11 protein-coding genes are annotated in these 14963 nt (G+C 53.4%); all 11 read right to left on the bottom strand.

What is annotated here, in order from left to right; all coding sequences use genetic code 11:
* The 11 genes from JET16_RS11385 to JET16_RS11335 all read right to left on the bottom strand — a co-directional run bounded on the left by JET16_RS11385 (position 1) and on the right by JET16_RS11335 (position 14865).
* Positions 1 to 963 carry an ABC transporter permease gene (locus JET16_RS11385; protein WP_199615983.1) on the bottom strand — a complete coding sequence of 321 codons (963 nt, stop codon included), beginning with the start codon at positions 961 to 963 and terminating at the stop codon, positions 1 to 3.
* A gap of 332 nt (positions 964 to 1295) precedes the next feature.
* Complete coding sequence (locus JET16_RS11380; protein ID WP_199615981.1) at positions 1296 to 2417, bottom strand: GntR family transcriptional regulator; 1122 nt, start codon at positions 2415 to 2417, stop codon at positions 1296 to 1298.
* Between the two features lie 93 nt (positions 2418 to 2510).
* Positions 2511 to 3407, bottom strand: coding sequence for a carbohydrate ABC transporter permease (locus JET16_RS11375; RefSeq protein WP_199615979.1), 897 nt, complete (start codon positions 3405 to 3407; stop codon positions 2511 to 2513).
* A gap of 22 nt (positions 3408 to 3429) precedes the next feature.
* A complete protein-coding gene (locus JET16_RS11370) occupies positions 3430 to 4347 on the bottom strand; it encodes an ABC transporter permease (protein ID WP_325176671.1) in 918 nt (305 codons plus the stop codon).
* An 87-nt stretch (positions 4348 to 4434) separates the two neighbouring features.
* Complete coding sequence (locus JET16_RS11365; protein ID WP_199615977.1) at positions 4435 to 6135, bottom strand: extracellular solute-binding protein; 1701 nt, start codon at positions 6133 to 6135, stop codon at positions 4435 to 4437.
* Positions 6136 to 6186: 51 nt separating this feature from the next.
* Positions 6187 to 8928 carry a DUF5695 domain-containing protein gene (locus JET16_RS11360; protein WP_199615975.1) on the bottom strand — a complete coding sequence of 914 codons (2742 nt, stop codon included), beginning with the start codon at positions 8926 to 8928 and terminating at the stop codon, positions 6187 to 6189.
* Positions 8929 to 8933: 5 nt separating this feature from the next.
* On the bottom strand, positions 8934 to 10379 hold the full coding sequence (locus JET16_RS11355) for an aldehyde dehydrogenase family protein (protein WP_199616057.1): 1446 nt from the start codon (positions 10377 to 10379) through the stop codon (positions 8934 to 8936).
* Between the two features lie 37 nt (positions 10380 to 10416).
* A complete protein-coding gene (locus JET16_RS11350; protein ID WP_199615973.1) occupies positions 10417 to 11307 on the bottom strand; it encodes a dihydrodipicolinate synthase family protein in 891 nt (296 codons plus the stop codon).
* A gap of 40 nt (positions 11308 to 11347) precedes the next feature.
* Positions 11348 to 12325, bottom strand: coding sequence for a proline racemase family protein (locus JET16_RS11345; RefSeq protein ID WP_199615971.1), 978 nt, complete (start codon positions 12323 to 12325; stop codon positions 11348 to 11350).
* A 327-nt stretch (positions 12326 to 12652) separates the two neighbouring features.
* On the bottom strand, positions 12653 to 13672 hold the full coding sequence (locus JET16_RS11340) for a proline racemase family protein (RefSeq protein ID WP_199615969.1): 1020 nt from the start codon (positions 13670 to 13672) through the stop codon (positions 12653 to 12655).
* Positions 13669 to 14865 (bottom strand): NAD(P)/FAD-dependent oxidoreductase, encoded by a 1197-nt coding sequence (locus JET16_RS11335; RefSeq protein WP_199615967.1) that lies wholly within the window; start codon positions 14863 to 14865, stop codon positions 13669 to 13671. Before JET16_RS11335 ends, JET16_RS11340 begins: the two co-directional genes overlap by 4 nt.
* Between the last annotated feature and the right edge of the window lie 98 nt (positions 14866 to 14963).

Raw genomic sequence — 14963 nt, 5'->3', positions numbered from 1 at the left:
TTACCACAAGCTGGTTTCGCTCGTTCTCCTTGCAATTTTATTTACACTAACCAGTAAAATCACATTTATAACTGCGTTAAATAACCCGACGGCTGCAGCGAAGCTGTACTGTGCATCCAATAAACCGGCTTCATACACGAACGTTGCGATCACGTTCGAAGATTCGAGGTTTAACGGATTTTGCAGAAGCAATATTTTCTCGAATCCAAGCGCCATAATATTTCCTACATTTAGAATTAATAGAATGACCATTGTCGGCAAAATCGTTGGAAAGTTAATGTACCGGATCCGCTGCAAGCGGGACGCGCCGTCAACGATCGCAGCCTCGTGCTGCTGCGGGTCAACTCCGGATAATGCAGCCAAATAAATGATCGTTCCCCAGCCGGTATTTTGCCATACGCCTGATAGCACATAGACGGTTTTAAACCAGGCCGGTTCGCTCAAAAAAGCGATAGATTCGAAGCCGAAAAATTGAAGCAAATGGTTAATGATGCCGGTTGAAGGGGATAAAAACGCAATGATCATGCCCGCCATCACGACTACGGATATAAAGTGCGGCGCGTATGTCACCGTTTGCACGGTTCGCTTAAACATCCCGTCTTTCGCTTCGTTCAACAGGAGGGCTAAAATGACCGGCAACGGAAACCCCACGATAAGCTCATAAACGCTGATCCCTAACGTATTTCGAATTAAATCCCAAAAATAATAGGAATTAAAAAAGCGAATGAAATGCTCGAACCCGACCCATTCGCTTCTCCAAATACCCAACGTTGGAGCGAAGTCTTTAAACGCTATCTGTATCCCGTACATCGGAATATAGTGAAAAATAAAAAAATATAGGAATGCCGGCGCAACGAATATGTACAGTTGCCAGTTCTGAAGAACCTTCTTCGATTGATTTTTTCTTTTGATTTTTGTTCCGACCGGTTTCGCGTCAATCGCCGTATCCGGACTCGTGCTCATGGTCATCATCCCCTTCTGCAATTGTTCCTGTAACCGTCAACCTATCTAACAATTCAGAAAATTTTGTTCGCACATTGAAAGCATGAGGCACAGCTTCTCGGAAAATTAGATATATCATAACCAGGTAATTTTGTTTCCATTATATTCATGTTGGGCTGAATTGTAAATATAATGTTATGACATCTATCAAGTAAATTGTTTATTTGGTATATCATAATCATATTTTTACCGCAAAAAAACAGCGGAACTAAGATTTCCGCTGTAACGATCCTATCCGCCGGATGAGGCTGAAACGGTAATATTAACTTCCACTGCAGCACCTGCTACCCGCTTTATTGCGGCTGCTGCGCGTCTCCGGCAACCGGTCCGGTCGTCTGCCGCCCGATCCACTCGACGTCGACCTCCACTTTCTCCTGCTGCTGCGGCAGCCCCCGTTCGATCCGGTCGACGATCATCTCCGCCGCTCTCCTGCCGATTTCGTAGAAGTTCTGATTGACCGTCGACACCGGCATTTCCACAGTTGAAGAAATCTCATGATTGTCAAACCCTGTGATCGACAGTTCGTCCGGCACTTTCACATTCCGCTCAAGCGCCGCCCGCAGCAAATCCACCGCCAGATGGTCATGCTCCGCTTGAATGCCCGTTACGCCCCGCTCCTTCAGCTGCCCTATGAGCGTTTGAAAGAACTCATGCTTTCCCGCACTCTCGTACGTTTCCGGAAAATCATGAACGACGATCTCCATGTCGATCGCAATGCCGGCATCCTTGAGCGCTTGGCAATAGCCGTAAAACCGGTCACGAACCGAGCTCCGGTACTGCAGCCCGATGCTTGATACGAAAGCGATGCGCCGATGCCCCAGCTCTATCAATTTGGATACGGCCTCGCGGCCGCCGTTAAAGTTGTTCGAAACGACGCTCCCCACCGGGACGTTGTCATAATATTGATCGATCGTGACGATCGGAAATTGGTTCATATGCAAAGAGTAAACCGCGTCGAGATTTTTCAGTGTGCTCACCGGATAGAGGAGAATTCCCGACACTCCGCGGCGGGGAAGATTGAACAGGAACTCTTTCTCTTTATCCTTGCTCCAGTTGCTGGAGTGGATGGTTAGATAATATCCTCTCGTATCCAAATAGTCTGTCGCTCCCTGAATATATCCAAGCAAGCCGTTGGCGGCGACATAAGGCATAATCATCGAAACGATTCTGCCTCCCGGCACCGCGCGGCTTTCAAGCTTCTTCACAAAGCTGCCGCTGCCTCTCTTGCGATATATCAACCCTTCCCGCTCCAACTCGATTAACGCCCGTTTCGAAGTAATCCGGCTCACCCCGTACATTTCAGCGAGTTCGATTTCCGTGGGAAGCTGCTGCTCTTCCGCATACTCTCCGTTTTCAATCCGCTTCTTCAATTCGTCGTAAATAATACCGTAAAGCGGTCTGCCGGAATCCGTCATTTATCCAATCCTCTTTTCACGCCAAGTTTATCATGAAAAGAGTATATCAAATTGACCGGAATATACAATCCGTTTGGCGGCCGCCCTCCGCATTCACTCTTTTACCGCGCCGATTGTAATACCGCTAATAATAAATCGTTGAAAGAACGGATACGATAAAATAATAGGCATCGTTACGATCATAGTGGTGGCCGCTCTAATCGACAAAGGGGTAAGCTTCCTCATTTCCGCCATCTGCTTTTGCTCGTTCGTTAATTTGCCTACCTGCTCGACGTCCAGAAGAATCTTCCGCAAGTATACCTGCAGCGTATCCCACTTCCCCGACGAGTTGTACAGAATGACGTCAAACCAAGAATTCCAATGACCTACCGCGCTAAATACGGCAACCGCGGCAAAAACCGGAGTGCACAACGGCGCGATGATCTTAATATAAATCATAAGCTCGCCGCACCCGTCCATCCTCGCCGACTCCGCCAACGAATCGGGCAGGTTATACATGTAAGAAGCGATCAGCAGCATGTAGTAAGCGTTAAAAAGTCCCGGAAGCCAATATACCGTGAACGTATCCATCAAGTGCAGCTTGCTCATTAACAAATACGTCGGCACCAAGCCGCCGCTGAAATACAATGTGATTAAAAACAAAATCCTTGTGAATCTTCTTCCGGAAAACCACCTTACAGTCGTGATATATGCAAGCAACCCCGAACAGAATAATGTCGTCGCCGTTCCGACCACTACCCTTAAGACGGATATTACCGCTCCTCTTCCCAATTCGCTGTTATTGAACATGTACTTGTAATTGTCAAACGTAAGCACCCTCGGCCAAAAATATAAACCGCCCTTGGAAGTGTCGATCCCCTCGTTAAACGAGACGATGAGCTGGTTCCAGAAAGGATATAACATAACAAACGCCAATATCAGCATCAATAAAACGTTCAAAAAGTCGAATATACGTCCGCCTACGCTGTTTTTCACATAAGAAGCATGCATGAGCCGTTCCCCTCCTTCTCCGTCAGATGATGGACGTGTCGGTTAACTTCTTCGACAGCTTGTTCGTCAACAAAACAAGAATCAATCCGAGGACGGAGCTCATGAAGCCGACGGCCGTCGCGAACGAATACCTGCCGAGCTGTATCCCGTACCTGTACACATATGTATCGATGACCTCGTGGTACTCTCTCGTCTTCGGCGTACCGAGAAGTAATTGCTGCTCGAAGCCGGCGTTAAGCAGAGAGCCGATTCCGAGAATGAACAGCAGAAGTATAGTGGGCCTGATTCCGGGAAGCGTAATATGCCACACCATTCCGAATCTTCCGAGTCCGTCGACGGCGCCGGCTTGATACAACTGCTGGTCGACGCCGGCGATCGCGGCGATGTATATGATGGACGACCATCCAATACCCTTCCAAATATTAGAAAATGTGAGCAGCCCCCAAAAATAATGACCCTCCCCGAGAATGCGCAGCGGCACATCAATAATTCCGGCTTTCAACAGCGCGTCGTTAACGACCCCCTCGCTCCCGAGCATGGTGAAAATGATGCTTGCAACGACAATCCATGAGACGAAGTGGGGGAGATACGAAATGGTCTGTATCGTCCTCTTGAACAATGAATGGCGGATCTCATTAATTAATAGAGCCAGAATGATCGGTGCGACAAAACCGATCGTCAGCCCCAACGTGCTGATTACCAAGGTGTTTCTGATAATAAGCCAAACGTCCGGGAGAGAAAAAAACTCAATGTAATATTTTAGACCCACAAATTTGGATTCGCTGAGCTTCTTTCCCGGGAAATAATCGTAGAAACTGTAAATAATGCCGTACATAGGCGCATACGCAAAGATGAGGACCCAGACAATGGCGAACGAGTTGATGAACCACAACTCTTTCTCCCGGCGCAAACGTCTTCCGATTTTGATCAATCTGTCCACTGTTTCGCCTCCTTCACCCTGCAAAAAAGATGTGCTTGGGCAGCATCGCCAACATCGTCGACGACAATACCGCCCAAGCTGCAACCATCATTCCATATTGAATTTTTCGAGATTTTCTTTATAAGATTCCGCTACGAACTTTTCAAGATCGTGCAGCCCAAGCTCGTTCAGCTTGTTTTGCGCGGCATTAAAATTTTTCTCAAGCTCGGCTTCCGAGCCGCTTGTAATCATCTTCGCCCATTCCGAAAGCAGTGTGTCTTTAATCGTCTGATTGACGTTCGTAATCGGGTTATCCGCTTTAAACGAAACCGTATAAAGCGTCGAATCCCAGCTTTTCCCCTGCACGTTCGCCCAACTCAGATTCACGCCCTTGTCGAGGAACTTTCCGTCGGAGTCGACCGGCCACATATCCCATACGCTCACTCTTGTAACGCTCGGATCGAGATGCTCGTCTTTCAACCACCCGGCCGGCGCAACCATCCAATACGCTTGAGCGCCGTATTTTTCCCTGACCGCATGGAAGTTCTCGTTCTTCTTGGCGTAATCTTTCGCGCTTTCACTGAAGATCCATTGCCCGTCTTTGATGTCCCATACGTTGTTCGGATCCGGCTTTCCGAAGCCGGTGATCATGGTGCCGATGCCGCTCAATTCCCAGTTGAACCACTTCATGATTTGCTCCGGATTTTTCGCCTTATCGGTTATGATGACCCTGGAATTGCCGATGAAGTTCGAGGACACATCCGTCGCTTGGTCCACATTCGGATCCTTGACCGTTACGTTCATGAAACGTTTCTCAATATTGAAATTGCTTCCTTCCTGCTGCGACCACGCCTCTTGTCCGGCGACCCACACATGCCACCACGTGCCGATGTTTCCGATGATTCTTTCGTTCATCACTTTCGCTTGCCAGTCTTCAAATTTGTTGTTCAGGAAATCGGGGTCGAGCATTCCCTCGCGATAGAACCGGTTGATATACCTCGCAATTTCGAGCCCCTCCGGCGTATTCATCCAATGCGTGAACTCCCCGGTGCTCTCATTGACCTTGTAACCGTTCTTGAATCCGTATGCCGAGAGCATGGCGCCGTACAATCCGGACCCTTGAGTGTTGTCCGACAACGCATAAATCTTCTCGCCGTCGGCGTTGGTCGGATGCTTCTCCATTATCTTCTTGAGCGTCTGATAGTACTCTTCGGGGGTCTGATACACAGGGGATCCGATCTCTTTCCACCAATCGTAACGCACGGCGAAATCCCAGCCGGCCACGTTCGGATTTTCGCCCCACATGACAGGCAGCTTATATATTTTCCCGTCGTCCGTCTTCATCAGATTCAAATACTTGCCGAGTTTATCTTTCACGTTCGGAGCGTATTTATCGATCAGCTCCGTAAGGTCGACAGCCCTTCCTTGCGCGATGAACTTCTCCGCCAGTTCATCGTCCATAAAGGTGATCACTTCCGGATAGTCTCCGCTGGCCAGCATAAGGTTCAGTTTCTCGACCATTTCGACGCTGTAGACGGTTTTCTTAATCTCGACGTTAAACTTTTCTTTGTAAAACTCGGCCATAGGCTTCGCCAGTTCGTCGGCCTCCGCCTGGTCGCCGTAACCGGCATAGAAAGTAATCTTCAGCGTCTCTTTCGGAACGTCCCAGCCGTATTCGTTCACGCCGGTCGTCTCCATCTCGGCCGGCTCTTCCCCGGCGTCCTCTTTCTCCGTTCCGGTCTCTGCGGAATTGCTGCAACTGCTTATAAGCATGACAAGCGCCAGGAGCAAAACAAACCATTTTTTCATAGAAACATGCCTCCCGATTTTTTTTTCGCAGATCCACTTGCCGCCGTATATTTATCTCTTCTTGATGCTGACCGTCACCTCTTGGGCATTCACCGCAATCGGCACAACAACCGGCCGGCTCTCACCTCCCGACAGCGACACTCTCAAACCGTCCGTACATATGTCATACATTCCCTCAAGCAAGCCCGAAACGGTCAAGTGTAAGGTGTGCCCGCATGTTGTGGAGCTTTCAATTTTGAAAGAAAATTCAGATAAATCATCGTTAAAAAATACCGGTGTCGAAGAAGAGATGTGATCTGTATCTATGAACATGCCGAATCGCCGCCCGCCCATCACCGCATAAAGCCTTCTCCGCACCCCGTCCTTCATCGTCACTTCATATCCGCCGGGAACTTTCTCGTATTCTCCCCCGTAGCAGAACAGCCCGAAAACCGGGTCGTCGGCCAGAACGGCGGCGGCTCCGCGCAATGCGCCGCAGTAGCCGAGGTCGATCTCGCAGGAGTAATACCATGAACCTCTGTGATGCTCTTGTTCAAGCCACGTGGTGCCGAACGGCGCCGGTTCGAACCCTCCGCCCGCGCCGCCGTCATTCTCTTTGCCAGGGTACCAGTAACCGTAATCGCTCCCGGGAGTGCCGCTGTTCATAAGCGCCCACGAGCTTAACAGCGACGCATAACCTAACCGGAGATATGTATGGGGATCATTGCTGTGGCGAAGAGCGTAATCCAGGATCGCCCAGCCGCCCATCTGCGACATGTAGCTTAGCGTGTATGCCGCGTTCCCGCTCGCGCGGTAATCGCTGCCGTACAAATAATACGCCGATTCGAGCCAGCCCCGGCATGCGATGTTCGATTGCATTTGCGCTTCCATAAACTTCAACGCATCGCCGTAAGCAACGACCGGGTCGGCATGCCTTTTGGGCGTTTCATCGACGGCGTTCACCGAATGCTCCAGTGCATATTTGGCGATCGCGTGCGTGCTTTCGAAGCCGGTGGAGTCGAACGGATACTCGGAGCCGAACACGTCGGCGTTTTCTTTCACGAATGAAAGCACTTTTTTGTTCCAATGGCTCTCCAGCCTCAACGCTTTCTCCTTCCAGCCGATCGCCTTCATTTCCCGAACGATGTCTTCAATCACCAATTCGTTGTACAGTCCGGTCTTGTAAGCCGACCAATCGGCCGTCTCGACCGGTATCGTAAACATGGCCAGCGCCGTTCTGTAGGCGCGTTCGAGATACGCTTCTTTCGGCAAGTACATGCTCACGTCGGGATGATTTTTGCCGATCCTGTACATGTTCCAATACATAAGAAAAATGTGCGGGTAATCGTAAATTCTCCAAATGTGCAGCTTCCCCCGCCGGCCGTCGTCTTCGCTTTCGCGCAGCGCATTCCAATCCGGTATGCCGTATATGCCGTAGGAGTACTCTTCTTCATCCGTTCTTTGAAGGCCGCCCCAAACGAAACGTTCTATGTAATAGTCGAGTGCTTCGACTTCCTTCTGATCCGGGAATTCCGCGTTCTTGGCCGCCAGGAATGCCGGTTTCGACAGCCCGGGGTCGTCGCACGTCACCGCGTAAATTCTCCAGCCCTTGATCTTGTCGTAGTTGTCGGGTCCGAGCAGCGTCTTTGACTCCATATTCCATTCCGCAAGCAGTCCGTCGTACCACTTGGCCGGGTCCCGGTGCTGTCGTTTGGTTATGAAAGCGGCTCTCTTTTTAATCAGCGTCTCAATCGGTTCGGTACAGAAAAATTCCAGTATCAAATGTTTGCCGCCGCCGTACTTTACGGTTATGGAATTTTCGCCGAGCCGCTCGAATCTCGCTTTGTAGATATGGCGGTTGTCTCCCTTATTCCCTATATAAGAGATTTGCGTTTGTTCGGGAAACTCGGGGATCAATGCTTCTATTGGCTGCTTCGTCCGCAGCGAGAACATGGCGGATTGGTCGTTCGGCACCGTCATGCCGGGGATGACCTGCACGTCGATAAGCCCTTCATCAACTAAGATTTTCCGAACATCGTCGTAATCGGCCGCCCATTGAAATTTGAACGGGTAAGCAACCGTATCCCCTTCTTCTCCAACAGGCGCCAAGGTAATGCTCGTGACGGGCTGCCGCCAATTGCAGCCTTTCCGTTTCGCGGCGTCCGCTTGGGCGGCGGAATGAATATACGCCCGGTATTGCAGACTTCCGGGTTTGCCGTTGTCCGCTTCGTACATGTCGTAATACTCAAGCTTGGAGCGGCCTTGCGGCGTCATCGTCAGATATGGACCCGCGCCGTTGCACCGCATCCAAAACATGAACGAACCGCAGCCCGACACGAAGCTGTGTCTGATCACGCTCTCCGTCGGCTTCGTTCCCCACTCGAACGCGTGGTTCATCGGGAACGGTACGGCCAGATCGCCGATTTCAACCGGTACGCCGCTGCAATTCGAAATACCGATTGTGTAAAGCATGCTTGTATCGTCGGCTTCAAACGTTACGGTGACGGTAAGGTCGGGATGTTCCGCACCTCCCAGCGGATAGCTGGCGGCGTACTTTGAATGGTTCTGCGATGCGCCGTCAACCGTCGCCAGACCTTGTTCGGCTAACGATAACGTATCGGTCCTTTCCCAGTCGCCCTCCGGCTTCCTATAAGTTACATACACGTCCCCAAAACGCTTGTTCGGCCAAATATAGTTCGTATCGTGCGTATCTCTGAAACATTTGAGACCGGTCGCCGCTCCGTCTTTGAACTTCAGATCGAAGCGGCCTTTCGTCATTATTGTTTTCCCGCCTGCGTTCGCGCTCCCACTCATGCTAATCACCCGCCATATTTGATCGCGCATGTTTTGACCGCGCTGTAGAAATCGAGCGCAGCCTGCCCCTGCTCCCGGGTATGCGAGCTCGACTGTTTCATGCCGCCGAACGGAGCTTGGTATTCGACGCCGGCCGTTTCCAAATTGACCCGGACCATTCCGGCCTCCGCCTCGTCGAGAAAACGAAGAGCGGACGATAAATTTTGCGTAAAGACGGATGCGCTAAGGCCATACACCGTCTTGTTGCATAAATCGATTGCGTGCGAGACGTCCTCCGCCTCGAGCACGACGGCGACGGGTCCGAATATTTCTTCTTGCACAAGCGGGTGTCCGTCCCCGACTCCGCTGACGGCCAGCGGCGTCACATAATAGCCGTCGTGTTCGATGGAAGCGCCGCCTCCGCCGCACTCCGCAACCGTCTCCGCGTCCTTGCGCGCCAAATCGACGAACGACATCACGGTTTCGTACTGGCTTGCGGATGCGACCGGTCCCAAGTATGCCGACGGATCGAGCGCATGGGCGATACGGATGCCGCTCATCGCCTTCCGGAGCGCTTCCCGGAAAGCGGGCGCAGCGGAGCGCTCGACGATGATGCGGCTCGTGGCGGTGCATTTTTGCCCGGCTGACCGGAACGCCCCGCTCACAATCGCCGGCACTGCCCGTTCCAGATCGGCGTCGCCGAGCACGACGGCCGCGTTCTTCCCGCCCATCTCCGTCTGGTACTTGATATTGCGTTTCGCGCATATTTCCGCGACGCCCGCCCCCGTCGCCGACGATCCCGTAAAACTGACGGCGTCGATCCGGCATTCGGAGAGCAGCGCTTGCCCGACTTTGCTTCCTTTGCCTATGATCAGGTTGACGACCCCGGGAGGAAGCTCCGTCTTCGCGAAAATTTCGGCGATGCGGGTAGCGGTCAAGCATGCGAACTCCGCCGGTTTCCAGACGACCGTGTTTCCGCAAATAAGTGCCGGAGCTAGTTTCCAAATCGGAATGGCCACAGGGAAATTCCATGGGGTAATGATTCCGACCACACCGAGAGGAACCCGCCTCGTGTATTGCAGCACATGGGATTCGTTGGACGGTATGACGTTCCCGAACGCCCGGACGCCTTCCGCCGCATAATATTTCAGCAGATTAACGCCGCGGGTCACCTCGCCTTTCATCTCCGCGATCGGCTTGCCCATCTCACGGGAAGCGAGCTCGGCGAGCCCGTCCCGTTCCGCTTCCAACGCCGCCGCCATCCGCAGCAGAATCTCCCCTCGCTGCGCGCCCGTCAACCGGGACCAGCCGGGGAACGCGTTTCTCGCCGCTTGCTCCGCTTGGAACACGTCGGACGCGCCGGACAGATGGATCACTCCGACTTGTTCTTTAATATCGGAAGGATTGGAAACCGCGGTTTCACCCTCCTGCGGAGTCGTCCATTCGCCGCCGATCCAGTTTCTCGAATGCATCATCGTTCACTCAACTCCCTTCTCGCGATTTAGGCAATCAAGATTTTACCCGCTGCGGCCGGTTCACCGCATATTCGTATGCGGCCCGCACTTCCTGCTGCTCCTGCTCGTTCAGCGCCAGACGCGGCGGTCTTGTCGGACCGGCGGGAATGCCGGCGAACTCCATCGACAGCTTGATCGCCTGAACCAGCTGAGGGCCGGCGTCATAGTGGAACAGCGGGAGCAAGTACCGGTAAATATCGAGCGCCTCCGCAACTTTGCCCTCTCTCGCCAGTTCAAACACTCGGACACTGTCGCCAGGGAGCACATTGGTCAGGCCGCCGATCCATCCGGTTGCGCCGACAAGCGCGCCTTCCATCGCCAAATCGTCGACTCCCGCCAATACTTCGAGCTCGGTTTCTCTAAGAATGTCATGGATCCGGCGCACGTCTCCGCTAAATTCTTTCACCGCAACGATATTTTCGAATTTCGCCAATTTGTTGAGCAGCGCCGGCTTCAAATCCACCGGGTAATCGTGCGGGTTGTTGTATACGATAACCGGCAGTCCGGCGTTCGATACCGCTTCATAATGAGCGATAACTTCCTCTTCCTTCGGCTTGTAATTGATCGGCGGCAGCGCCATAACGCCGGATGCGCCTTTCTCTTTCGCGAAGCCGATCAACTCGACGACTTGCTTCGTCGACGGAGCGGCCGAGCCGATGACGACGGGCACTCTGCCGGCGGCGGCGTCGATCGCCGTCTCGATCACTTTCGCCCGCTCTTCCCTCGTCAACGCGGCATACTCCCCGACGGAACCCGAAGGTATGATTCCGTGAACTCCTTGATCGATAAGCCAATCCACATGCTCTGCAAGACGTTGGTAATCCACCTCATACTGTTCGGTAAAAGGCGTAACGATCGCAACATATACACCAGGAAACCTTGCCATTGCTCACTTCACTCTCCTGTTTCTCATTAATTGCCATCCGTCAGGACAGCACGAAACCTTCACCGATCTGATCCGTCGGATCCAGAACAAACTGGTGCGTTCCCGTGATGAACGCCCTCCCCGTAAATACAGGGACGATCGCATCGGGCCGGTTACCGCCGCTTTGGCTCGCCTCGTCCGCCAGGGCGGCCAGCCTTCCTCCGGAAATACCTTCGAATATTACCTTCTCTCCGCCAAGCGGCACCCTCTTATGGCGGAGAAGCGCCATGCACGAGCCTAACTCCGCGGTGTCGGGCATCCGGGCGACGTTTCCGCTGCGATCGGCGGCTGTACACCGGACCGCGGAACCGGGCGGAGCGGACAAATCGGCGAATACAACCGATTCGGCGCCGACAAGCTTTGTCAAATGTTCAAGAATGCTGCGCGCCAACCTGTTAAACTCCGGTATGGACGCAATCTCGAGCTTTAACGCAAGCTGTCCGCAGTCCACGACCGCAATCGGCCGTCCGCATGAAGCAACTGCAACTTGCACCGGCCGCTCATGCAACGCAACGTTCATGCGCCGTTCCTCCAGCACGAATGCTGGCTGCTCGGCATATTGAACGGACTGCACTTCCGTTCCGCAGCAGGCTGCCGTGACCGTCACGGTTCCCCAAGGCGTATCGATCGCCGCGGTTGTTTGTTCGCCGCGAATGGGGATAATACCGGTTTCCAGAGCGGCGGCGGCGGCCGACATTGCGCTCAATCCGCGGAAACGGTAACCTCCGTTGTCCATCATTATCATTCCGAAGCCGGATATGCCGTTGTCCGCCGAAGTGATGACGGCCGCCCGCATTCCGCGGTGCCCGCGCGGTTCCTGCAGCAAAATTTTGCGTACGGAATCGAAGTGCCGTTGAAAATATTCGAGTTTCTCTTTCATCGTCGAACCGGATACCGGGGGAATGCCGCCGGTAACGATCCGCAGCGGTTCCCCGCCGATATGCGCGTCGATTGTGGAAAAAAATCGTTGAATATCCATAAAACCACCGCCTAATCTCCTCGGCTTCCAGACTAGCCGGAGAAACTCCGGTTACGGTACCCGAAACAACACTTTTGTAGCCTTGTAGCCGGAGAAACTCCGGTTACAGTGCCCGAAACTACACTTTTGGAGCCTGGTAGCCGGAGAAACTCCGGTTACGGTGCTCGAAATAGCGCTTTTGGAGCCTGGTAGCCGGAGAAACTCCGGTTACAGTGCCCGAAACAGCGCTTTTGGAGCCTGGTAGCCGGAGAAACTCCGGTTAACAAATATTCGCCCAGTCTCACAGGTCTGTTTTGTTCCATCCGGTTCCCGATTCACTTTGTTTGCCTAATGGCCTTCCATCGGAGGGATCAAGAGGAAGCCGCGATTGAGATTGTCATCCTCGTGGGCAAAGAAGGTATGCGTGCCCATCAGCCAAGCGGTTCCGGAAATTTGCGTCACGACCGCGTCCAACGGCCCGACTTGGGTCCGGCTTAAAACACGTCCCCTGAACAAGGATCCGACAATGCTTTCATGCACGAACGGCTCCCCGAGCCCGATCCGCCCTTTGGCAAACATAGCGGCTAGTTTCGCCGACGTACCCGTTCCGCACGGGGAGCGGTCAATGCCTCCCGGCGGAACGACGACGGTGTTTTTCACGTCGGCCTCGGGGTGCGTCGGACTGCTGAAAAATTCCACATGGGTAACGCCGCGAATATACGGCGCTTCCGGATGTACCGCCTCCAGCGTGCGGTTGACGGCTTGCCGCAAGCGAACGGCGCAGTCAATGATGCGGGAAGCTTCGGACGGAACGAGCTCCAGACCGAAAGCCCGGGCATCGGCGATCGCGTAAAAGTTGCCTCCGTAAGCGATATCGCATGCGATGATTTTGCCGTCTATCTCTAACTCGACGCTTGCATACAAAAAAGAAGGAATGTTGCAGAACGACACTTGCACTGCCTTCCCGTTCTCGACCGTGATCTCCGCTTCCACCAGGCCGGCCGGCGTATCCAGCTTCAGGCGCGTCAACGGCTCCTGAACATCGACCATTCCCGTTTCCACGAGCGCCGTGCATAAGCCGATCGTGTCGTGTCCGCACATCGGCAAATAGCCGCCCGTTTCGATATAAATCACCCCAATGTCGGCATCCGGCCGGCAAGGATCGACCAGCAAGGCGCCCGACATGACATCATGCCCCCTCGGTTCGTACATAAGAAGGGTTCGTATCCAGTCGTATTCCGCCTTCATATGCAGCATCTTTTCCGCCATTGTGCTTCCCTGAAGCGGAGGAAGTCCGCGCAGCACCGTTCTTGTAGGATTACCCCCGGTATGCGTGTCCACGGTATAGAACACGCGGTTCGTTTTCAAATTATCTCGCCTCCCGCAGCCATGAACCGGTTCCATCGAAGCGGCTCGACCGGCACCGAAGTCCGTTCCTGTTCCGAAACGAGCTCATGCATGAGCTTCCCTGTGATGGCCGCCAAGTTGATGCCGTCCCCTTCGTGGCCTGCCGCTATATAAAATCCCGGAATCTCCTCCACGCGCGATATGATCGGCAGGTGGTCCTTCGTCCACGGCCGCAATCCCGCATAAGTGCGAATGAGATGGAAATCCCCGATGTCCGGGTAGAAACGGAGCGCCCGTCTCGCCATACACCGGATTACATCCATGCTCACCCGCGTATTGAAGCCTGCAAACTGCCGGCTGCTGCCGATCAGGAAGTTTTGGCTTTCTGTCGGTTCGAATACTAGAGCCACTCCATATTTCTCCGTTTCCGGATCGACCTTCCGCGTTCCTCCGAATTTGGACATAAGGTAGCCGAACTCCATAACCTTCCGCATGCCGACGGGAACTTGGCGGGAAGCGACGATCAGATGTCCCTTCCTCGGCAGCACCGGAATGTCGATCCCGATCATACGTCCGATTGCCGGCGCCCAGACTCCGGCGGCGTTGATCACTTTGTTCGCTTTTATATCGCCTCTATCGGTCGAAATCGTGAACGTTCCGCCGGCCGCCCGCTCATGCGATACCCCTCTCACTTCGGAGTTCAGCCTAAAGGAAGCACCTGCCTTCTTGGCTCCTTCCGCCAAAGCGTATGTGAGCATATACGGGTTGACGGTCGAATCGCTTGCGCATTCCAATCCTCCCGGCAAATTGTCGGCAAAAAATTTCGATTCCTGCCGAATATCGCTTCGGTCCAACATGCGAAACGGCAGCCCGTATTCCCGTTGACGCTCCACCCACAGCTTGGCGGCCTCCATCTCTTCATCCGATTCGCATACCAGTATGCTGCCAGGGGCCCGGTATTCGAACGGATGCTCCAGCTCCTTGCTCAACTCGGCGATGATGCTTTGGCTTTTTAGCGACATTTGGCTGTCAAATCCCGGATCCTTGTCGATCGCCAATATGTTGCCGTCGCACCGGGAGGACGTACCGCCGGCAATTTCTCCTCTTTCAATAACGGTGACCGAGAATCCGCCCCTGGCCAAAAAATAAGCGATGGAGCATCCGACGATCCCTCCGCCGATGACGGCGATTTCCGTGCTTCCGATCCTCTCCATGAAATCCCCCTTTCCTGGCGATCCCCTCGTAACATAACGTTGCAAGAACCGTGCCAAGTCGTTTGCCCGTCATGCGGAACCGATGCGAAATCAATGTG

The sequence above is a fragment of the Paenibacillus alkalitolerans genome, from assembly GCF_016482785.1.
In the GTDB taxonomy this organism is placed as follows: domain Bacteria; phylum Bacillota; class Bacilli; order Paenibacillales; family YIM-B00363; genus Paenibacillus_AE; species Paenibacillus_AE alkalitolerans.
Note: the sequence above shows the minus strand (reverse complement) of the source record. Positions and strands in the feature narration are given on the sequence as shown.